This is a genomic window from Streptococcus sanguinis SK355, from assembly GCF_000212855.1.
GTDB classification, from domain to species: Bacteria; Bacillota; Bacilli; order Lactobacillales; family Streptococcaceae; genus Streptococcus; species Streptococcus sanguinis_A.
On sequence record NZ_GL890993.1, the window covers coordinates 112,536 to 135,119 of the forward strand.

Annotated in this window: 18 protein-coding genes; 3 read left to right on the plus strand and 15 right to left on the minus strand. The window is 43.7% G+C overall.

The features are described from left to right. Window positions 1-239: 239 nt before the first annotated feature. Together HMPREF9389_RS10650 and HMPREF9389_RS10645 are read right to left on the minus strand one after the other, a co-directional pair. Window positions 240-2,210 carry a peptide ABC transporter substrate-binding protein gene (locus HMPREF9389_RS10650; RefSeq protein ID WP_002927642.1) on the minus strand — a complete coding sequence of 657 codons (1,971 nt, stop codon included), beginning with the start codon at window positions 2,208-2,210 and terminating at the stop codon, window positions 240-242. Between the two features lie 191 nt (window positions 2,211-2,401). Next, the gene (locus tag HMPREF9389_RS10645) at window positions 2,402-4,357 is read right to left on the minus strand and encodes a peptide ABC transporter substrate-binding protein (RefSeq protein ID WP_032906119.1); all 1,956 of its coding nucleotides are present in this window, start codon (window positions 4,355-4,357) and stop codon (window positions 2,402-2,404) included. Window positions 4,358-4,653: 296 nt separating this feature from the next. Between HMPREF9389_RS10645 and pbp3 the strand changes: the two genes are divergently transcribed. Beyond that, window positions 4,654-5,922: a D-alanyl-D-alanine carboxypeptidase PBP3 gene (gene pbp3 / locus HMPREF9389_RS10640; RefSeq protein WP_002927651.1), complete on the plus strand. Its 1,269-nt coding sequence runs from the start codon at window positions 4,654-4,656 to the stop codon at window positions 5,920-5,922. 123 nt (window positions 5,923-6,045) lie between these two features. Here pbp3 and sufB read toward each other — a convergent pair whose 3' ends face one another. The 9 genes from sufB to HMPREF9389_RS10595 form a co-directional block, all read right to left on the minus strand. After that, window positions 6,046-7,458: a Fe-S cluster assembly protein SufB gene (gene sufB, locus HMPREF9389_RS10635; protein ID WP_002893631.1), complete on the minus strand. Its 1,413-nt coding sequence runs from the start codon at window positions 7,456-7,458 to the stop codon at window positions 6,046-6,048. A 17-nt stretch (window positions 7,459-7,475) separates the two neighbouring features. Further along, window positions 7,476-7,913 (minus strand): Fe-S cluster assembly sulfur transfer protein SufU, encoded by a 438-nt coding sequence (gene sufU, locus HMPREF9389_RS10630; protein WP_002902442.1) that lies wholly within the window; start codon window positions 7,911-7,913, stop codon window positions 7,476-7,478. Beyond that, a complete protein-coding gene (locus HMPREF9389_RS10625; protein ID WP_002927654.1) occupies window positions 7,900-9,132 on the minus strand; it encodes a cysteine desulfurase in 1,233 nt (410 codons plus the stop codon). The genes sufU and HMPREF9389_RS10625 overlap by 14 nt, the downstream gene beginning before the upstream one ends. A 40-nt stretch (window positions 9,133-9,172) precedes the next feature. Continuing rightward, a complete protein-coding gene (gene sufD / locus HMPREF9389_RS10620) occupies window positions 9,173-10,435 on the minus strand; it encodes a Fe-S cluster assembly protein SufD (protein ID WP_002927656.1) in 1,263 nt (420 codons plus the stop codon). A gap of 41 nt (window positions 10,436-10,476) precedes the next feature. After that, window positions 10,477-11,247 carry a Fe-S cluster assembly ATPase SufC gene (gene sufC, locus HMPREF9389_RS10615; protein ID WP_002893635.1) on the minus strand — a complete coding sequence of 257 codons (771 nt, stop codon included), beginning with the start codon at window positions 11,245-11,247 and terminating at the stop codon, window positions 10,477-10,479. A gap of 89 nt (window positions 11,248-11,336) precedes the next feature. Beyond that, a complete protein-coding gene (locus HMPREF9389_RS10610) occupies window positions 11,337-12,503 on the minus strand; it encodes a glycosyltransferase family 4 protein (protein WP_002893637.1) in 1,167 nt (388 codons plus the stop codon). Then, window positions 12,494-13,246 (minus strand): adaptor protein MecA, encoded by a 753-nt coding sequence (gene mecA / locus HMPREF9389_RS10605; RefSeq protein WP_002927661.1) that lies wholly within the window; start codon window positions 13,244-13,246, stop codon window positions 12,494-12,496. The genes HMPREF9389_RS10610 and mecA overlap by 10 nt, the downstream gene beginning before the upstream one ends. 195 nt (window positions 13,247-13,441) lie before the next feature. Further along, window positions 13,442-14,284 carry an undecaprenyl-diphosphate phosphatase gene (locus HMPREF9389_RS10600; protein WP_002927663.1) on the minus strand — a complete coding sequence of 281 codons (843 nt, stop codon included), beginning with the start codon at window positions 14,282-14,284 and terminating at the stop codon, window positions 13,442-13,444. Window positions 14,285-14,423: 139 nt separating this feature from the next. Continuing rightward, window positions 14,424-16,319, minus strand: a complete 1,896-nt coding sequence (locus HMPREF9389_RS10595; protein ID WP_002927666.1) for a DUF2207 domain-containing protein — start codon at window positions 16,317-16,319, stop codon at window positions 14,424-14,426. 131 nt (window positions 16,320-16,450) lie between these two features. On the opposite strand from HMPREF9389_RS10595, the gene HMPREF9389_RS10590 reads away from it, so the two are divergent. Both HMPREF9389_RS10590 and HMPREF9389_RS10585 read left to right on the plus strand, forming a co-directional pair. Beyond that, window positions 16,451-18,016, plus strand: a complete 1,566-nt coding sequence (locus HMPREF9389_RS10590) for an ABC transporter substrate-binding protein/permease (protein ID WP_002927671.1) — start codon at window positions 16,451-16,453, stop codon at window positions 18,014-18,016. Further along, complete coding sequence (locus HMPREF9389_RS10585; RefSeq protein ID WP_002927672.1) at window positions 18,013-18,753, plus strand: amino acid ABC transporter ATP-binding protein; 741 nt, start codon at window positions 18,013-18,015, stop codon at window positions 18,751-18,753. The genes HMPREF9389_RS10590 and HMPREF9389_RS10585 overlap by 4 nt, the downstream gene beginning before the upstream one ends. A gap of 96 nt (window positions 18,754-18,849) precedes the next feature. Here the strand turns inward: HMPREF9389_RS10585 and HMPREF9389_RS10580 are convergent, their stop codons facing one another. The 4 genes from HMPREF9389_RS10580 to ilvC all read right to left on the minus strand — a co-directional run bounded on the left by HMPREF9389_RS10580 (window position 18,850) and on the right by ilvC (window position 22,535). Further along, window positions 18,850-19,065, minus strand: a complete 216-nt coding sequence (locus tag HMPREF9389_RS10580; protein ID WP_002893653.1) for a hypothetical protein — start codon at window positions 19,063-19,065, stop codon at window positions 18,850-18,852. A gap of 108 nt (window positions 19,066-19,173) precedes the next feature. Continuing rightward, on the minus strand, window positions 19,174-20,106 hold the full coding sequence (locus HMPREF9389_RS10575; RefSeq protein ID WP_002927673.1) for an SPFH domain-containing protein: 933 nt from the start codon (window positions 20,104-20,106) through the stop codon (window positions 19,174-19,176). A gap of 56 nt (window positions 20,107-20,162) precedes the next feature. Next, entirely contained in the window at window positions 20,163-21,413 is a 1,251-nt protein-coding gene (gene ilvA / locus HMPREF9389_RS10570) for a threonine ammonia-lyase IlvA (RefSeq protein WP_002927674.1), read from the minus strand. A 99-nt stretch (window positions 21,414-21,512) separates the two neighbouring features. Beyond that, complete coding sequence (ilvC, locus tag HMPREF9389_RS10565) at window positions 21,513-22,535, minus strand: ketol-acid reductoisomerase (protein ID WP_002927675.1); 1,023 nt, start codon at window positions 22,533-22,535, stop codon at window positions 21,513-21,515. Window positions 22,536-22,584 lie beyond the last annotated feature (49 nt).

Genomic DNA, 22,584 nt, shown 5'->3' on the forward strand with positions numbered 1-22,584 from the left:
ACTTGTTCATATGGGTTCTCCATCTTTAGATTTTTAGATTAATTAAGATTATAGCATAGATAGTACTAAAAGTAAAATAAATTTTCAGAATATTAAGTTAGCTCACTAGCAGCCTAAGATGTTTATGCAATTGGCTTTCTCGGATGTTTATTATCTAGGACTAGGCAACCTCAACCTGACCCATTTCGTCTTCAAAATCATCAAAAATCCCATTGTAGTAACAGTGGGATTTTCTTGCTTTATTTGATATGTTCTGCGAGTTCTTCTTGAGCTTTTTTATTGGATTCTTCCTTTTCTTTTGCCCATTTTTCACGCGCTTTTTCATATTCTTTAGTCGTTATTGGTTTATCTTGGATTTCAACATATTTAAAGCTGTATTCACCCTTGTTTCCAGTCCAAGCAAATGGACCTGAGAATGGAACAACCTTACGGACACTTGGTGTTGCACCAGATGACCATGCCGGCATCAACAGGGCACTGTCTGTCAGCCAAGCCTGAGCTGCAGCATACTTTTCGTAACGTTTGTTAATGTCCTCGTTTTCTGAAGCAGCGTCTTCCAAGAGCTTGTCATACTCTTCAAAGCCGGCCTCTTTAGCTGCTGCATTATCTGTTCCAGGGTCAAAACCAAAGTAGCTGTCAACATTCTCACCAGTCTTAGAGCCAGTGATTTCCAGATAAGAAGATGGATCGTTATAATCTGGGCTCCAGCCGAGATTATTATTCAAGTCCCAATCTTCTTGAGATGCAGAGTTCGCAAAGTAGGTGATGTTATTCAACTCATCATCTGTCATCTGCTGAATGTCAATCACCACATTGTCAGAGCCAAGATTAGCTTCAATAGACTGCTTCAGTGACTGAACACCCTTAACACCATTGGTATCTGCTGAGCTAACCGGAATATCCAGATGAATAGGGAATTCTACTCCTTCTGCCTGCAGCGCTTCCTTAGCTTTGGCAAATTCTGCCTTGGCTTTTTCTGGATTATAAAGACCATCCTGAGCGTCGTCTAATTTGACTCCCTTCCACTCATCACCGTAGCTAGCCAGATTTTCTTCTACAATGCTGCCGAACTCTTTACCATTAGCTTGTACAAAGGTTGGCGGAACAAAGGTATTACGAAGTTGTTTGTCTGCTGCTTCTTCGCCATTGGTTTGTGCAGAATAGGCAGTACGGTCAAAGGCAAAAAGCAGAGCCTGACGAAAATCTTTATTGAGCAGTGCTTTCTTAGTGGAAGATTTCTGTGCATCCGTTGTCTTAGAAGTATGCTCGTAAGCCTGACGGTCAATATTAGTTGTGACAAAGAAGGTTCCTGAACCTTGAGGTGTGTAGACGATGTTATCGCCGTACTGTTTCTTCACGCTGGCAAAGTTGGAGCTATTTGGGAAAAGACGAGCAATGGTGTAGTTGCCATCAGAAAAGCCACGCACCAGAGATTCTGTATCTTGACCATCGTAGTAAGAGAATTTGACAGTATCAATTTTTACCTTTTCCTTATCCCAATAGTTTGGATTTTTCTCTAAGCTAATTTGAGATTTTGAAGTGATAGATTTCAAGATAAACGGACCGTTATAGAGGACACTGGTCGGATCCGTTCCCTGAGCAAACTTGTCACCTTTTGATTTCAGAAATTCTTCGTTAATTGGGAAAAGAATCCCCATGGTTGTCTTAGAATTCCAGAAACTTTCTGGCTGATTCAAAGTGTATTGAACAGTAGAATCATCCACCGCCTTGACACCCACTTGGGAGAAATCAGTTATTTTACCATTGACATAATCGTCCAAGCCTTTAATGGATTTTTGAACGATATAGAGGCCATCAGACTTGCTGTCTGCGGCATGCTTCAGACTGGTCACAAAGTCTTTAGCAGTCACATCTGCATACTCTTCACCATCAGAAGTATACCATTTCACTCCCTCACGAAGCTTATAAGTATAGGTTAGACCATCTTTTGAAACAGTCCAATCTTCCGCTAGAGAAGGCACTAAGTTACCATACTTATCGCTTTCCAGCAAACCATCCACTACATTAGCCATAATCTCATTGGTTGCCCGCTTATTGGACACAGTGTAATCCAACGTATCTGGATCTGCGGTATAAACATAGCTATAGTTTTTCCCAGATGAATTGGAGCCGCCAAACGAACAGGCCGCCAAAACACCTGCAGAGAGAATGACAAGCCCAGCAGCTGCAGCTAACTTAGATGTTTTCATAAACTTCCTCCAGTTTTCATTAAGATTACTTTCATTATAGCACTTCTGCGACAGGATGTAAACGCTTCAATGCAATAGAGATTCATATAAAAAAGAGACTGGGACAAAATGTCTCAGTCTCGCTTTATCGTATTTACAAACTTTTGATTCCAATCTGTTTGTAAAGAGTCAAAAGTTCGCGGTTCAGAAGCTTATTTGATGTGTTTTTCTAGCTCTTCTTGGGCTTTTTTATTGGATGCTTCCTTTTCTTTTTCCCATTTCTTAAGAGCAGCTTCGTAGTCTTTGGCTGTCACAATATCATTTTGGAGTTCCATGTTCTTAAAGACATAGACATCCCCTTTGATTCCGACATAAGAGTAAGACTTGGTAAATGGCACGACCTTCTGAACAACTGGTGAACCACCTCCAGAAACACTAGGAATAACAATTGAGCTATCTGTCAGCCAAGCCTGAGCTGCTGCGTATTTGGTATATCGAGCGTCGGTATCTTGTTTTTCCTTATCTGCCTCATCCAATAACTCTTTGTATTCGTTCAAGCCGACTTTATTTGCAACATCAGCATTTTTCCCTTTTTCTAATCCAATATTATCTGTAGCGTCACCCGTTTCTGGGTTGAAAATATTCAGATAAGTTGATGGATCTTGGTAGTCTGCTGACCAACCAGACATGTTGAGGTCGTAGTCCTTCTGAGCTGCTGTTTCTGCAAAGTAAGCAGAGTTATCAAAGTCATCTGTAGACATTTGCTGAACATCAATGACTACATTATCCTGTCCGAGCGCTGCTTCAACAGACTGTTTGAAAGAGTTGGTCCGTTGTACTAGGACTTTGTCAGTCTGATCCACAGGAATATCGATATGAATCGGGAATTCAACACCTTCTGCTTGCAAGGCTTCCTTAGCCTTAGCAAACTCAGCCTTGGCCTTGTCAGCATTGTAGATGCTGTCTTGAGCATCTGTCAGCTTGACACCGCTCCACTCATCGCCGTATGTAGGAAGCTTACTCTCTACAACCTCTGAAAAGTCTTTGCCATCAACCTGCACGAAGCTAGGAGGAACAAGCAAGCTACGGATGAGTTTAGTCGCTCCGTCTTTACCATTCATCTGAGCTCCAAAAGATGTCCGGTCAAAGGCAAAGTTGATTGCCTGACGGAAGTCTTTATTTTGAATAGCCGCTGTAGTCGATGTCTTCTGAACATCTGTGGTTTTAGACGAATGATTATAAGCCTTACGATTCAGATTGAAAGCAAAATAGAAACTAGTTGAATTCTGCGGTGAGAAGATAATATTATCTTTGTATTGTTTTTCTACAGAAGCGTAGTTAGAACTTGTCGGATAAAGTCGCGCTTGAGAGTAGGCTCCATCTGAGAAGTTACGAATCAAAGCTTCTTGGTCAGAACCATCATAGTAAGTCAGCTTCACATTTTCAATCTTGACATTGTCCTTATCCCAGTAGTTCTGATTTTTAGCATATTCGATGACAGACTTAGAAGTGAATGCTTTCAGAACATAAGGTCCATTATAAAGAATGGAAGAGGGTTTAACTGTACCAAAATCTTTGCCTTGTGACTTTAAGAAATCCTCATTGATTGGGAACAGAATCCCCATAGTAGTTTTAGAGTTCCAGTAACTTTCTGGCTGGTTAAGAGTGTACTCAACCGTATAGTCATCGACAGCCTTGACACCTACGGTTGAAAAGTCATTTGATTCACCCTTGACATAGGCATCCAAGCCTTTGATAGAGCTTTGGACGATTGGAAGGGCTTCTGATTTTTCATCTGCCGCATGCTTCAAACCAGTGACAAAGTCTTGAGCTTTAACCTCTGCGTATTCTTCACCGTCTGATGTATACCATTTAGCATCTTTACGAAGCTTATAGGTATAGGTCAAACCGTCCTTTGAAACAGTCCAGTCTTCCGCAATAGACGGAACCAGATTGCCATATTCATCATTTTCTAAAAGACCATCCACCAAGTTTGCAATAACATCAGAAGTAGTAGCTCGATTTGAATTGACATAGTCCAAAGTATCAGGATCATTCGAATAGACATAAGAATATGTATTGCTGGCACTAGAACTTCCACAAGCAGCTAAGATTAGTGTTGACACGACTGTCAGTCCAGTAATGGCCAACCATTTAGATTTTTTCATGAGCATTCTCCTTCTCAATTCAGTATATTGTATTATTATACAATATTTTTTTGAAAAAGCAAACGCTTTATGTAAAAAAGTAATAATTTTCTATTTTTCAGCCCTATAAACTGTGTTTTTTCAAATATTTTTCTATTTTGTGAGATTTTTTCGAAAGATGTTTTTATAAAAAATCTCTTAAAGGAGATTGTTCTACTTTTCCTTACATTTATTTTGTAATCTTTTATTATCCTTGATTTGTAAAAGAAAAGAGAATTTTATGATACAATGGTTATATCTTGTTTTAGGGGAAAGAAATGAAACGATTATTCCTATGTTTTCTAGTTTTGGTCGGATTGACCGCCAGCAAGGTTGCAGCAGATGATTACAACATTGCCGCTAAAAGTGCAATGGCTGTGGATGCTACTTCTGGAAAGATTCTCTACGAAAAAGACGCAACTACTCCAATTGAAGTTGGCTCCATCACCAATCTTTTGACCGTCTATCTGGTCTATGAAGCCATTGACAGAGGAGATCTGACTGCCGATACCTATGTTGATATTTCAGACTACGCCTACAATCTGACAGCTAATCCAAATATCAGTAATGTCCCTTTGGAAGCCAGACGTTACAAAGTCAAGGACTTGATTGCCGCCTCCTTGATGTCTAGCGCTAATAGTGCCACGATTGCCTTGGCTGAGAAGGTTGGGGGCAGCGAAGAGAATTTCGTCCAAATGATGAAAGCCAAGCTCAAAGAATGGGGAATCACAGATGCTACTGTTGTAAATTCCACAGGGCTGAATACTCTTCTTCTAGAATACGCATCTGAAGAAACGGACTATACTGCCTCAGCTAGCACATCTAAAAAAAATAAGGATAGTGAAAACAAATTCAGCGCCTACGACTTGGCTGTTATCAGCCGACATCTGATTATGGACTTCCCTCAAGTGACAGAGATTACTTCCAAGTCCACAGCCAAAATTGCGGGGACGAGTCTGGAAAATTATAACTTCATGCTGGAAAACCAGTCCAACTTCCGATCAGGTGTTGACGGACTCAAAGCCGGCAGTTCGGAGAAGGGAGGCTCTTCCTTTGTTGCAACGACTACTGAGAATGGCATTCGCATGATTACTGTTGTGCTGGACGTTGAGCAAACTGACGGCGACCCCTACGCACGCTTTGTAGCCACAGCCTCTTTGATGAACTATGTTTCGCAAAACTTCACTCAGACGACCATTGTGGCTGAGGGGGAAGCCTACAATAAAAGCCATTCAACAGTTATTGATGGCAAACAAAAGACTGTGCCAGCCGTTGCCAGCAAGGATTTTACTATTATTGAGCGCATTGCCAATCAGGCAGAGCACAAAGTGGAATTTTCCACCAAGGAACAAGGCTTCCAAGCTCCTCTGAAAAAAAATACTGAACTCGGCACCTTGACCTATACCGACCCTGAGCCAATCGGTCAAGGCTATCTGGAAAACAAAGCACCTTCTGTCACAATGGTGGCCGGCCAAGAGGTTGAAAAAAGTATCTTCTTCAAGGTCTGGTGGAATGACTTTGTCCGCTATGTCAACGAGAAATTATAAAGAAAAGCCGCGAATCAAATGATGCGCGGTTGTTTTGTATGTTTTGTAAATGTTGGACTAGAACTAGCAAACTTCTTTGAATATTAACTCGCAATGCGTGTCTTCAAGCAGTGATTTAAAGTTTTACCCAACTGATCCTTCCATTTCATAGCTGATAAGACGGTTAAGCTCAACAGCATATTCCATAGGCAGTTCTTTGGTGAATGGCTCGACAAAGCCCATGACAATCATTTCGGTAGCTTCGGATTCGGACAAGCCACGGCTCATGAGATAGTAGAGCTGCTCTTCTGAAATCTTAGAAACCTTGGCCTCATGCTCCAGAGCCACTTGAGAGTTATGAATTTCATTAAAGGGAATGGTATCTGACGCCGAAATATCGTCCATGATAATCGTATCACACTCAATATGGCTGACGGATTTCTGTGAATTCTTTCCAAAGGTCACTTGACCGCGGTAGTCCACTTTACCTCCGCCTTTAGCAATGGACTTAGACACGATAGATGAGCTGGTATGCGGAGCATTATGAATCATCTTAGCCCCTGTATCTTGGTGCTGATTGGTATTTGCAAAGGCAATAGACAACATGGTTCCTCGCGCTCCAGGCCCATCCAGATAGACAGACGGATACTTCATAGTTGTTTTCGCACCAAGATTCCCGTCAATCCACTCAACTGTCGCATCTTTCATAGCCCGCGCCCGCTTGGTCACGAGGTTGTAGACATTATCAGACCAGTTTTGAATAGTGGTGTAGCGCATATAGGCACCATCGAGGGCAAAAATTTCAACAATTGCCGCATGTAGACTATTACTAGAGTACGTTGGAGCTGTACATCCCTCAACATAATGGACACTTGCTCCCTCGTCAACGATAATCAAAGTCCGCTCAAACTGACCCGAATTTTCATTGTTAATCCGGAAATAAGTCTGCAAGGGAACATCTACCTTGACACCTTTTGGCACATAGATGAAGGTACCACCAGACCAGACGGCGGAGTTGAGAGCTGCTAGCTTGTTATCTGTCGGAGGAACCAGCTTAGCAAAATACTGCTTGAAAAGTTCTGGATATTCCTTAAGAGCTGAGTCGGTATCCGTAAAGACAATTCCTAGCTTTTGGAACTCTTCCTTCATATTGTGGTAGACCACTTCGGACTCATACTGGGCAGCCGCACCAGCCAGGTAAGCTCGCTCTGCTTCTGGGATCCCAATCTTCTCAAAGGTTTCCTTGATCTTCTCAGGCACTTCATCCCAGCTTCTAGCAGGTTTATCAGAGGCCTTTTGGTAATAAATCAAGTCATCAAAATTAATTTCCGACAAATCCGGTCCCCAAGTCTGCATCGGCATCTTCTTGAAAGCCTCGTAGGATTTGAGGCGGAAATCCAGCATCCACTCTGGTTCATCCTTGGCTGCAGAAAGCTCACGAATGACCGCTTCATTCAGCCCTTTTCCTGTCGAGAGGACAGGTTCAACATCGTCATGGAAACCAAACTTGTACTCACCGAGATCAATCGGTTTTGGTTCTACTCTTTCTTCTGACATAATTTCCTTTCACATTCTTACTTTTTATCTTCTTCAATTGCTCGCTTGAGGGCATTCCAACCCAAGGTCGCACACTTAATCCGCTGCGGGAATTTGGCAACGCCTGCTAAAAAGGCGCCATCTCCCAATTCTTTCTGGCGACTGTCTTCCTGGCCCTGAACCATCTGAGAGAAGACCTCTGCTAATTCCAGTGCCTGCTCTTTTGTCTTGCCCAGAACCGCATCCGTCATCATGCTGGCCGAAGCCGTTGAGATGGTACAGCCAGAATTAACAAAGGCAATATCCTCAATCTGATTTTCAGCATTAAACTTGACAGACAGGCTGATAACATCGCCACAGGTCGGGTTATTGAGAACTACTTGCTCCACATCTTCCAACTTACCATGATGATGGGGGTGAGCCGAGTGGTCGGTCACAACCGCCTTGTAAAGACTGTCTAACTTAGAAAGCGCCATTGAAAAACTCCTTTGTCTTTTCTAAAGCATCTACCAGCTTGTCACAATCTGCATAGGTGTTATAGATATAAAAGCTAGCCCGCACAGTCGCTGGCACCTGCAGATAGGTGAGCAGAGGCTGAGCACAATGGTGGCCCGCCCGAACAGCCACTCCTTCGTAGTCCAGAGCTGTCGCGACATCATGCGGATGGAGACCATCCAGGTTAAAGGCAATCACGCCTGAACGCTGGGCTAGGTCCTGAGAGCCGTAAATGGTCAAGCCTTCCACTGCCTGCAGCTTAGGAAATACGTAGGCAATCAAGTCCTGCTCATGCTGTGCAATGGCATCCATGCCCAAGTCTTCCAAATAATCAATGGCCGCCGCAAGACCGATTGCTCCTGCCATATTCGGCGTTCCGGCTTCAAACTTCCACGGAAGCTCCTTCCAGGTCGCTTCCTGCTCATAGACAAAATCAATCATTTCACCGCCGAACTCGACTGGCGACATCTCTTCTAGCAACTCTTCCTTACCATAGAGAACCCCGATACCAGTCGGGCCTGCCATCTTATGTCCCGAAAAGGCGAAGAAGTCCACATCCAAATCCTGCACATCAATCTTCATGTGCGGAATGGATTGAGCCCCATCCACCACTAAAAGTGCTCCTTGCTGATGAACAAGCTGGGCAATCTCCTTGATGGGATTGATGACACCGAGGACATTAGAAGCATGAGCCAAAGAGGCAAACTTGGTCCGCTCATTGAGCTTGGCACGGAAATCCTCCATATCCAGAGCACCATCTTTGAGATAGACATAGACCAGCTTGGCTCCAGTCTTCCTACAAACTTCCTGCCAAGGAATGACATTGGAATGGTGCTCCATGATAGAAATCATCACTTGGTCACCAGGCTGCAGCATTTCAGCCGCAAACTGAGCCACCCAGTTAAGCCCCGTCGTAGTTCCTCGTGTAAAGAGAACCTCTCTGCTAGAAGCTGCATTGATAAAAGAACGAACTCTTTCTCTGGCTGCTTCATAGGCTGCAGTTGCCCGCTCGGCTAGCGTATGCACACCGCGGTGGACGTTGGCATTGTCTCTAAGATAGTATTCCTCAATGGCATCTAGCACCTGCTTGGGTTTCTGGGTTGTCGCCGCATTGTCCAAATAAACCAAAGGCTCATCATTGACAATTTGGTCCAAAATGGGAAAATCTTGCTTGATTGCTTCTGCATTAAATCCAGACATGAAGACTCCTATCTACTTACAAGGGACAAGGCCCAGCTTTTTATCTTTTTGCGAGAATAATATCGATATTTTCAATCATTTCATCACGGACTTCTTTAACAGGGATTTCCACAATCACTGAGCCCAAGAAGCCACGCACGACCAAGCGCTCCGCTGTCGCCTTATCAAGCCCCCGACTCATGAGGTAGTACATATCTTCTGGATCTACCTGACCGATAGAAGCCGCGTGACCAGCTGTCACATCATTCTCATCAATCAAGAGGATGGGATTAGCATCTGAGCGAGCTTGGTCAGACAGCATGAGAACCCGGCTTTCCTGCTGGGCATCTGCTCCCTTGGCACCTTTGATAATATGGCCAATACCATTGAAGGTCAGAGTTCCTTTTTCCAGGATAACCCCGTGCTGCAGGATATTTCCGATAGAGTTGCAGCCATAGTTAGTTACGCGGGTATCAATTCCCTGAACCTGCTTACCGCTGGATAGAGCCACCACCTTCATATCCGCATGGCTACCCTTGCCATAGAGGTCGCTATCAAAGTCAGCCACGACATTGCCTTCGTTCATAACGCCGATGGCCCAGTCAATCATAGCATCGTTGTCCAGCTTACCGCGACGGCTGATATAAGCCGTTACATTTTCGCCCAAGCGGTCAATAGCGGAAAACTTAATCTGAGCTCCAGCCTGAGCAATGACTTCGACAGTGATATTGGCTGTTACCGGAACAGCCCCTTCACCATAAGTTTCCAAGCGTTCCAAGTAGTTAACCTTGGAATGCTTGCCCGCGATAATCAAAATATGCTTGTTAAAAGGAACATCGCTTTCGCTGTCCTGATAAAAAATTCCTTCAATCGGCTGGTCAATCTCAACATTGTCCGGCACATAAAGAACCGCACCGCTGTTGAAATAGGCCGTATGGTAAGCCGCTAATTTATCCTCGTCATACTTGACTGCGGACATAAAATGCTTCTCTACCAGCTCTGGAATTTCTTCCAAAGCAGAGTGGAAATCAGTGAAGACCACACCTTGGTCTGCCAAGTCAGCCGGCAATTGCTCCAGAACAGTCTGAGTTCCCACCTGAACGAGTTTGAGATTGTCTTCTAGAGCTGTAAAGTCTGGAACACTTGTCAGCGGCTCACTTTCTGAAATACGGCCGTCTCCCAGATTCCAGCGATGAAATTTAACCCGCTCAATACGCGGCAATTCTAACTGGTCAATCTTATCAAAGGCCTGCTGCCGCAGTTGAAAGAGCCAGTCTGGCTCTGCATGTAGCTGTGAAAATTCTTGAATTAATTCTTTAGTCATGTCATTCTCCTATCTTTTATCAAAGTCAAAAGAATGTTTGACTAGGCTTCTTCGGTATAGGTGAAGCCCAATTCTTCAGCCAATTTGGCATAGCCTTCTTTCTCCAAACGGACTGCCAATTCTGGACCGCCAGAAAGAACGACTTTACCATCCATCATGACATGAACCACATCTGGAGTGATATAGTTGAGCAGGCGTTGGTAGTGGGTGATAATCATAGCACCAAAGCCTTCACCGCGCATAGCATTAACTCCCTTAGAAACAACCTTAAGAGCATCGATATCCAGACCTGAGTCAATCTCATCCAAGAGCGCAAAAGTCGGCTCTAGCATGAGCAACTGTAGAATTTCATTGCGCTTCTTTTCACCACCGGAGAAACCTTCATTAAGGTAGCGCTCAGCCATTTCTTCTTTCATGTTGAGCAGTTCCATCTTTTCATCCAGCTTCATGATAAAGTCACGGACAGAGATTTTTTCCTCGTCTTCCTTGCCAGCATTCATAGCTGCTCTCAAGAATTCGGCATTAGTAATACCAGGAATTTCACTAGGGTACTGCATAGCAAGGAAGAGCCCCATGCGAGCACGCTCGTCTACTTCCAACTCTAAGATATTGACTCCATCAAAAAGAACCTCCCCTTGAGTCACTTCGTAGTTAGGATTGCCCATGATAGCCGCAGACAAGGTGGACTTCCCCGTTCCATTTGGGCCCATAATAGCTGCAACCTCTCCTGTTTTCAGAGTGAGATTCACCCCTTTGAGAATTTTTTTTCCTTCGATTTCAACATGAAGATCTTTGATTTCTAAGACAGACATTTCTTTTTCCTTTCTTTGCTTAGCTGATTTACACACTTTAGTATACCAAAAAAAAGCCTAAAAGGCTTTTATTTTGTTTAGAGCTATTCTTATTTATTCCTCTTTTGGCGCCATTTCCGTCGAACTTCCTCTCGGTAGGAGGAGTTCCCAATAAAGCGGAGAATATTGAGCAAAGGAGTACGATTAGGCCCCAAAACTCCGACCAGCTCAGCAAAGAGCTCAACACCCAGAAGTAAGCCAATCATCAAGAGCACACCACCAATCCGACTGGAAACATTCAACAAGAGAGAAATCATGGCAAAGACCAGCGAAATCCCATAGATAACCAGTACTGTTCCTCGGTGAGTCAATCCCAAGGACAAGAGTCTGTGATGGAGATGGTGCTTGTCAGGCGTGTAGAATTTCTGGCCAGACAGAGTACGGCGGATAATCGCCAGAAAAGTATCCGTAATCGGCACCCCTAAGATAATCATAGGAGTCACCACCGCAACAGCCGTCGCATTTTTCAGCCCTTGCAAGGACAGAACAGCAATCATAAAGCCGATGAAAAGGGCCCCCGTATCACCAAGATAGATGATAGCTGGGTGGTAATTGTAAGGGAAAAAACCCGCAATTGACAAGACCAAGACGAAAATAGTCAGGGTCAGAAAGAGATTGTGTTGGGGCAAAAAGAAATAAGAAACAATCCCCATCGTCACCAAGGAGATAATGGATACCCCGCTCACTAGACCATCCAAACCGTCAATCAAATTAACCGCATTAGTGATAGAAATAATCCACACCACTGTCAAAATATAGGACAGCCAAGGCTCAAAATGCAGGAAAGGTCCGCCAAAAGGAATCTTAAAATCATCCAATCGGAAATCTGTCAGCCACCAGATTAGGCTGGCTGCTAGAACAATTCCACCCATTTTCAGCAGGGGCGACAGCTCTTTGATATCATCGACCAGCCCTGTAAAGGCAATAATCAAACCACCTAGTACAACCGGCCAAACATAATCAAAATAGGTCTGTCCAAAAAAATCTACAGCAACAATCTGCGGCATCAAGAGCAGAGTAGAAATAGAAAAGGCCGCTACAATCGCCAGCCCGCCACTGCTAGGCATGGGCTTTTTATTGATGCGGCGAGCATTGGGATAATCTACCGCACCAATCTTAAAGGCTAAGAGCCGAACCAAGGGTGTCAGAATCACCCCGATAAAAAAAGTTCCCAGCAATACCAAGATAAACTTTAATGGAAAAGTAATCATAGGCATTCAACCTTCTGCAGGCCGGAGACAGCATCTGTCACCAAAAGCAGATGACCGTGCTCCTGCAGCACTGCCCGAGTGATATCTGAATCATCTGCGAATTCACGCATCTTGGCCAAGAGCCAAGCAGGATAACGCTCCGGAAAGCCCTCAACATCCACCAAAATCGTCAAATAATAAGCTGAATCATACTTATAAAGCTCTGATAAATCAATCTTATAGTCCACCGTCTGAGCAAAGGCCGCAGCAGCCTTAATATCTTCAAAACGCAGGATATAGTAAATATAGCGCTCTGCATTTTCCGCCGACTGCTCATCAGCCGCCTCCTGAGAATGCTGCTCCCCTTCCTCTGCTTCTGCTGTTTCCAAAGATTGGACTGCTTCTATGTCTTCCTTACTCTTTTCAAAAATGCTCTTTTCCAATGTCTTGAGGAATTCATCTGGAGACATATGAGATAACTCATCCATGTCTGGCAGATCTGCCAAATCCTCAAAACTCAGATTCTTATCCAATTTAGACTTGGTAACAAAAACATCTACCTTGTCTGGCTTAGGCGTCACACGGAAACTCAGCATGCCGCTGTCCAAAAAATTATCCGGCATTTCCAACTCATCTAAGATGGTGTAGAAAAATTCTTCCGTTTTTTCTTGGGGGACCAAGAAATCGGCCATTTCCATGCCGCGCTCTTCCAAATCTTCCAGCTGAATCGTGATTTTTATGGTCGAATCACTAATCTGTTTCATTTCCATATCTCTACCTCATACACTTCTAGTCCTACTATTATACTAAAAAATCCCCCGTATTTCAAAAAATAGCTAGTATTGGTCTGAAAATGGAAGTTGTTGGAAAGAAAAGATTCCTTACAAGAAAAAAGCTCTCAGAAAATTCCGAGAGCTCATTATTCACTACATGAGATAGTCAGAGAAACATTAAAATTACCTCTTTTATCCCATCAAGGCTTTGATTGCTGCATAAAGCAGAAGCACACCGCCCAGGCCAATCCGATATTTCCCAAAAATTGTAAAGTCATGCTTTTTGACATAGTCTGTCAGGAAACGAATCACGACTAGACTGACACCGAAGGCCACCCCCATGGCAACTAAGAGTAAGAAAATTTGCCCAAATCCCAGACTGTTCCCATTCTTGATAAACTTAAGAATTTTCCAGCCACTAGCGCCAAACATAATGGGAATCCCCAGATAGAAAGTGAATTCTGTCACGACAGAACGACTAACACCATTCAAGAGACCGCCGACAATGGTGGCACCAGAACGGCTAGTCCCAGGAAAGAGAGCTAGAACCTGAAAGAGACCAATCTGCAAGGCAGTCTTGTAAGGCAAATAGGCTAAATCCGTCACAGCAGGCTCCTCATGCTCGCGCCTTTCCAGATAGATAAAAGCTGCGCCATAGACAATCAGCATCACTGACACAGAGACTAGATTGTAGAAGTGCGCTTCAAACCAATCATCCAAAAATAAGCCGATAACAGCAGCCGGCAAGGCTGCCACGACCACCTTGGCCCAAAGCTGCCAAGTCTTTTGAACCTGACGTGCTGACTTGCCTGATTTAAAAGGATTGAGCTTGTCAAAATAGATGACGACAACCGCTAAAATTGCTCCCAGCTGGATAACGACATTAAACATTTCCATAAAGGCTGGACTTTGATTTTTATACTGGATAAAATCTTGAATCAAAATCAGATGCCCTGTACTGGAAATCGGCAGCCATTCTGTGATTCCTTCGATGATTCCGTAAATAATAGAGATGAAAATTTCAATGATAAACATAGAATACTCCTGAAACAAGGGTTTACTCAAGGAAAGTCACAGTTAAATTCCCAAAGAGTATTAGGTTTTATTATATCACAATTTCAAGGCTAGGAAAAGCCAGTACTAAGACTTTTCCGGCTAGGAGGGAGTTTATCTATTAGAAAGCTCCACCGCCTCCGCCGCCTCCGCCGCCAGAGAACCCACCACCTGAACTACCGCCAGATGAGACAGAGAAATTGCTAGCTGTAGTGGCTACATGACCATAGTTTGAGAAGCTGTGCATACTGCTATAGAAGGCATAGTGCAGGTTAGCCTGAACATAGCTGTCCATAGATGGATTTTCCAAGTGAATCTGACGCAGAGCCATGACACGGCTGACACGATCTGCATAACCAAAGAGGGTCGCATAGACCAAGAGACGGTTCCACAGGATAATGCCTTCGATTTCTGTATTGTCCAGATGGGCAATATCTCGCAGCATATTGGAAAAACTTCGCCACAGATAGAAGTCGTGCGCGCCTTCGTCATTCAGGACGCCATCTCGCCAATAAAGCTGTGCCTTACTAGCAAAAATCAAAATCAAGACAAGACTCACCAGCGCCAAAGGAATATAATACCAGATAAAGCCGCCAAAAGAAGCCATATAGATAAAGAAAATAGCGATAGACAGTACCAAACCAGCACTAGCTAGAATAATGGCAGTAATCAGCAATCTCTTTTCCTGAACTTTAAGAGGCCGGTAGTGACCAAAGAGACCCAAACGCTTACCTTCAGAGCGCACTTCTTTAGATAAGGAGCGCAAACTGTTAGTAAATAAGGACTTGATGTTACTACCAATGTTACGGATATAGGACTCATCCGCAGAAGACTTGTGCTTATAAATATCTTCTGAAATTTGATAGGCTGAAAAGAGATCTTTCACCCTAGCCTGGGATTGCTTGTTAAAAGCCATGCCCAGAAAACGTCTCTCAAAGTCTGCCAGACCATCATAAGTCGCTATTTGCAGAACAGGATTTTCAGCATCCCCCTGCAGGAGGAGATTGCCCCTATCCAGCAAGTCTAACAAAGTCGCCTGAACCATGTTTTCAAAGTTCAGCACTGCCTTGCCGCCCCTAGTCGGGTCGACATCCTCCATGTCTACCGCGTAAATATTTTCCGCTAAGACAAGAGGAGCCAAGTCCTGAGGAGCCTCATATAGACGGGCATTCTTGGGATAAGACTGCTTAGGCTTGATCTTCTGGGCAAAGACAAAATAAAGAATGGCCGCTGCAAGGATGGCACATAGGAGCAGCAAGGGTATATAAATTTCTCCTAGCTGCCGGTAAAAGACCGTCATGCGGGCAATCTTTTCTTCTTGAGCTTTAAAGGTTGGCAAGTAGTCGCTCTCGTCTTCATTCTGAGACACAAGAGAGACCGCTTGTCGATCCCAATAGCCGTGGAGCTCGACATTATCGCCCGAGCCAATTCCATTGATTTTGACCAGATAGTCGGTTCCATTCTTATCCACGAAAGGCTGAGTACCAAAGTAGCCACTATGAGCAAAAAGATCGCTCTTATCTGGATTGCTCAAGCCAGAAACTGTCAAGACGACCTCACCTATCCCCTGGTCCCAATCGCTGATAGGAGTCCAGTTGAGCTCAGCAATATCCCTGTGAAGAAAAAGGAGATTTCTCAGCTGCCAGGTTACAGTGACAACAACTCTGTCACCGTCGGATCCTGAATTATAGATTTTGACTTCATAGCCATCTCCCAAGTCTTTGACTTGGGGGTTAAAGTCCATATCTGGCTCACCATTCGTCAGAACCGAGACCGTCGGATTCCCATCAATGGCAAAGCCATTGGGCATTTTCCCAGCCGATCCTAGCGAAACAATTTGACCGTTATAGTCGTCATTAAACTTGTAGGTTACTTTTTCTGTATAGGTAGCTGTATTGTCCTCACGCAAGGCCAGATCGCCTTGATAGGATTCAATATCATAGTCAACAGCCGAGACAACCCGACCAAAACAAAGGCAGGAAAATAAAACCAACAGAAGATAAAAATATCGTTTCATACTCAACCTCTCTTTACAGATATTTTGTTCTATTATATCATTTTTATCAAGTAAGGGCTTACTAGGATTGAAAAGAACGGTAATTTTCGATAGAATAGGAAGAACTATTATTAGATAAGCAGGAGAAACCCATGAAGAAATTATTACTCACTTTATTTACAGCCCTCCTGGTCACCTTAGGAACGGTCCATGTTATTCAGGCCGATGACTATCTGAGAATCGGTATGGAGGCAGCCTACGCTCCTTTCAACTGGACTCAGGATGATGATTCCAACGGTGCTGTAAAAATCGAAGGCACCAACCAATATGCCAACGGATACGATGTGCAGATTGCCAAAAAAATTGCACAAGAGATGGGCAAGGAACCTCTGGTTGTCAAGACTTCTTGGAATGGTTTAATTCCTGCTCTGACCTCTGGCAAGATTGATATGATTATTGCTGGTATGAGTCCGACTGCCGAGCGGAAAAAGGAAATCGCCTTTTCCAACAGTTACTACACCAGCGAGCCAGTTCTCCTAGTTCGTAAAGATGGAAAATATGCATCCGCTAAGACTCTAGAAGACTTCAAAGACGCTAAAATCACCTCCCAGCAAGGAGTTTACCTCTACAATCTCATTGACCAGCTACCTGGCGCCAAAAAAGAAACAGCTATGGGCGATTTTGCCCAGATGCGTCAAGCCCTGGAATCTGGAGTTATTGATGGCTATATCTCTGAGCAGCCAGAAGCCTTGACTGCTGAGACTGCCAATTCCAACTTCAAAATGATTCAGTTTGAGAAAGGCTTTGAAGTTGGCGAAGAGGATGCTTCCATTGCCATTGGGATGCGCAAGGATGACGACCGTATCGAGCAGGCCAATGCAGCTATCGCTAAGATTACCACCAATGACCAAGTCAAGCTAATGGATGAGATGATTCAGAAACAGCCTGTCGACACGGATAGTGAAGCATCTAACGAATCATTCTTCAGTCAAGTTGCTAAGATCCTGGCTGAAAACTGGCCGCAATTCCTACGCGGAGCTGGTTTGACTCTACTCATTTCGATTACAGGGACCATCGCAGGTCTCATCATCGGACTGCTGATTGGCGTTTTTCGGACGGCACCAGCTTCTAAGAATAAACTCTTAGCATCACTGCAAAAAATCTTCGGCTGGTTCTTAAATGTTTATATTGAGATTTTCCGCGGAACTCCAATGATTGTTCAGTCCATGGTTATCTACTACGGAACTGCCCAGGCTTTCGGAATCTCTATCGACCGGACTATCGCTGCCATTTTCATCGTCTCCATCAATACGGGAGCTTATATGAGCGAGATTGTCCGCGGTGGTATTTTTGCCGTTGATAAGGGGCAATTCGAGGCCGCAACAGCACTGGGTATGACCCATGGCCAGACCATGCGCAAGATTGTACTGCCTCAGGTTGTCCGCAATATTCTGCCCGCAACTGGTAACGAATTTGTCATCAACATCAAGGATACATCCGTGTTGAACGTTATCTCGGTAGTTGAGCTTTATTTCTCTGGAAATACTATCGCTACCCAGACCTACCAATACTTCCAAACCTTTACCATTATCGCTGTAATCTACTTTGTCCTGACATTCAGCGTGACACGCATCCTGCGCTATGTTGAAAAACGCTTCGACACAGACAACTACACGACAGGGGCCAATCAAATGCAGACAGGAGAAGTGAAATCATGACAGAAACCATTTTAGAAATTAAAAACCTCAAAAAGTCCTACGGTGAAAACCAAGTCCTCAAGAACATCTCCCTCACCGTTCATAAAGGAGAAGTGATTTCCATCATCGGCAGCTCCGGCAGCGGAAAATCAACCTTCCTGCGCTCTATTAATCTTTTGGAGACACCAACTGGCGGTCAGATTTTCTATCGCGGTAAGAATGTCTTGGACGAGAATTATGACTTGACCCATTACCGTGAAAAGCTGGGCATGGTCTTTCAGTCTTTCAATCTCTTTGAAAATCTTAATGTTCTGGAAAATACCATCGTCGCTCAGACAACAGTTCTGAAAAAAGAACGGTCAGAAGCCGAAAAAATTGCCAAAGAAAACCTCAACAAGGTTGGAATGGGCGAGCAATACTGGCAAGCCAAGCCTAAGCAACTCTCAGGCGGTCAGAAACAGCGGGTCGCTATTGCCCGCGCCCTCTCCATGAATCCTGATGCTATCCTCTTTGACGAGCCGACTTCAGCTCTCGACCCTGAAATGGTTGGTGAAGTTCTGAAAATTATGAAAGAACTGGCTCAGGAAGGGCTGACAATGATTGTTGTAACCCACGAAATGGAATTTGCCCGTGATGTCTCTAGCCGTGTTATCTTTATGGACAAGGGCGTTATCGCTGAAGCTGGCAGCCCGCAGGATATCTTCACCAATCCCAAAGAAGAAAGAACCAAAGAATTCCTGCAACGCTTCCTCAGCTAAATTACTTCTATTTTCAAAAGCAAAAAAGGAATCTGGAACTAAGTCCAGATTCCTTTTTTTATTTAATGAGCAATATCAGTTGCACGATTTTGAAGTTTAGTCTTCAAATTTTTCATGGTTTTTGTCGTAGAAATCAATCAAGCCAAGAGCTGTTTCAAAAGAGATATTTTTCACTTTTGCACGTCCTTGAGCAAGAGCAATGATAGACATTTCACGTGCATTTGTTTCTTTACTAATACGGTAACCGGTGATCTTCTTATCACGTACCCAACTAACAACAGATTCTACTTTCTCGAAATTAGATTTAGCCATTTCTTACTCCTCTCTATTCTAGCTACATCAACTACTATAATTGTTTTTATACAGTTTGTCAACTTAAACAAACCAAATTCGAACAAATTAAATAATTCTGAATTTTCTTTACTTAGCTTTGAGGGCTGAAAGTATCTGAGTCCGAATACTTTCGACTCCTTCTGGATTAGCCGGAAGGAAGATGGTATTATTACCCGAACTATCTGCAAAATTATTCAGAGTATCCAGGTACTGGTTGGTCAAAAGAATAGACATAATCTGCTCTTCTGTCAACTCAATATTGGCCCCCTTCAATTCCTTGATAGAGTCTGCCAAACCATCCACAATGGCCTTCCGCTGCTCGGCAATACCAACCCCATGCAGGCGGTCTTTCTCAGCTTCTGCAGAGGCAGCTGTCACAATCTTAATCTTGTCGGCCTCTGCCAATTCCTGAGCAGCCACGCGCTTACGCTGGGCCGCATTGATTTCGTTCATAGACTGTTTAACTTCAGCGTCCGGTTCAACCTTGGTAATCAAGGTTTTGACAATAATGTAACCATAGGTCGACATTTCTTCAGCCACTTGTTTTTGGACTTCTAGGGCAATTTCGTCCTTCTTTTCAAAGAGCTCATCCAAGGTCAGTTTTGGAACGGAGGAACGAAGGGCATCTTCGATATAGGACTTAATCTGTGCTTCAGGACGCATAAGCTTGTAATAAGCGTCAATCACGTTGTTTTCATTTACACGATATTGAGTCGCAACATTCATGGTTACAAACACGTTATCCTGTGTCTTAGTCTCAACGATAATCTCGCTCTGCAGCAAACGCAGCTGAACGCGAGCCGCTATCTTGTCAATCCCTAAAGGAAGACGGAAATTGATACCGCTGCTGCTGGTTTTGTGATAGCGTCCAAAACGCTCAATGATTGCCACAGATTGCTGACGAACCACATAGACTGCACTAAGCATCAAGAATACAAAGATTATAATCAATATGATAAAGAAAAATGGAATAAAAAACATGTTCAAGCCTCCTTGATTCACTATAGTATATTCTAACATATTTAATTTGCAGTTTCAAACGAAAGCATACAAATTAGGCTAAAATATCTTTAGAATTAGACAAGCATATTGTAGAGTGTTTCATTTCCGTTCAGATTGATAAAGGAGGGATCGAACTGCTCAACACGGTTAATCAAAGAAGCATAATCATGCTTATCTGCCAGAGCAATACCAATGAGAACCGGACCCGTTCCCTTGCTTGCCCGTTTGATATATTCAAAACGAGTGATGTCGTCATTAGGCCCTAAAATATCATTTACGAATTCACGCAGGGCACCAGGACGCTGCGGGAAGTTAACCACAAAATAGTGCTTAATCCCATCATAAATAAGTGCCCGCTCTTCCATCTCTGGCATGCGGTTGATGTCATTATTCCCACCTGAGATAATGCAGCAGATAGTCTTCCCCTTGATAAACTCGCTCAGGACTTCCAAAGCTGCGACACTGGCAGCACCAGCTGGCTCTGCGACAATCCCTTGCTTAGAGTATAGGTCAATGATGGTCTCTGAAATAAGCCCTTCGTCTACACCAATAAGATTTTGAACATTCTTTTGTGTTACTTCATAGGTTGATGCACCGACTTTCTGGACTGCGATACCATCCGCAAATTTATCGATTTCTTTAAGCTTGACTGGACCACCTGCTTCAAAGGCTGCTTTCATACTGCGGGCACCGTTGGCTTCCACACCAATAACTTCAATAGTTGGCTGACTTTCTTTGATATAGGTTGAGACTCCTGATATCAGGCCGCCGCCTCCAACTGGTACCAAAACTGCATCAAAAGTAATAGCTTCTCTCTTGGCCTCATCTAAGATTTCATAGGCTACAGTCCCTTGACCAGCTTGGACATCTTCATTATCAAAAGGATCGATAAAGGTGCGATTTTCAGTCTTAGTATAATCAAGCGCTGCCTTGGCCGAAGCATCAAAGGTATCTCCAACCAATTTAATTTCCACAAATTCACCGCCAAAGAAGCGAACCTGACTAATCTTCTGCTGAGGGGTCGTGATTGGCATAAAAATGGTTGCTGGAATTTTCATTTCCTTACATGTATAGGCCACTCCTTGGGCGTGATTGCCCGCAGAAGCGCAGACAACTCCACGCTGACGTTCCTCTTCGCTAAGTTGAGAAATAGCGTAATAAGCCCCGCGGAGTTTAAAAGAACGCACCCGCTGCATATTTTCTTTCTTCAGGTAAATTTTAGCCTGATACTTCTCTGACAAATAGTGATCGTAGTCAAGCGGTGTATTGACAACCACATCTTTTAACACTTTATGAGCATGCGTGATATCTTTTGCTCTGAGCATGTTTCTTCCTTCCCTGTCTTTCCAGTTTATTCTCTATCAAGCAAAACAAGGGGCTGGGAATTCGCATTCCAACCCCTAATGTCTTATCTGCTCTTTATCTTAATTATAAATCTTGAAGGCATCGTCGTCGTTTTTACCAACGAATGGCATTGCTTTACGCAATTCTGCACCGACTTTTTCAATCTCCAGATTAGCAGCTTGCTCACGGAAAGCAGTGAGTTTCGGACGGCCAGCTTTATAGTCGTCAACGAAGTCGTTAGCAAATTTACCGTTTTGGATATCAGCCAAGACCGCCTTCATGTTTTCTTTGACTTGCTCAGTAATCACGCGCGGACCAGATACATAGTCACCATATTCAGCTGTATTTGAGATAGATTGGCGCATCTTCTTGAAGCCACCTTCATAGATCAAGTCAACGATCAATTTCATTTCATGAAGCACTTCAAAGTAAGCCAATTCTGGTGCATAACCCGCTTCAGTCAATACTTCGAAACCTGCTTCGATCAGGGCAGTCAAGCCACCACAGAGAACAGCTTGTTCACCAAAGAGATCTTCTTCTGTTTCTTCTTTGTAAGTTGTTTCAAGAAGTCCAACACGAGCTGAACCAACACCTTTACACCAGTCCATTGCGATATCTTTGGCATTTCCAGTAGCGTCTTGGTAAACCGCGTATAAAGCTGGCACACCAAAGCCTTCTTCAAAGGTACGGCGAACCAAGTGACCAGGACCTTTCGGAGCACACATGAAGACATCTACATCGGCAGGAACTTTGATAAACTCAAAATGGATATTGAAACCATGAGCAAAACCAACAGCATTGCCTGCTTCCAGATTTGGCGCGATTTCTGCTTCATACAAATCTCTTTGGATTTCATCCGGAGCCAAAATCATGATGACATCAGCCAATTTAGCAGCTTCTGCTACTGTATAAGTATCAAAGCCATCTTCTTTAGCCTTGTCAAATGACTTACCAGGTCGAACACCGATAATCACATCGTGGCCTGTATCACGCAAGTTTTGTGCATGGGCATGACCTTGTGATCCATAGCCAATTACGGCAATTTTCTTACCGTCAAGTGCTGCTACTTTTACATCTTTTTCGTATTCCATTGTTACTGCCATAAGTTTTACTCTCTTTTCTATTTTTCTTGCCTGTTAGGCGGTTTTAACA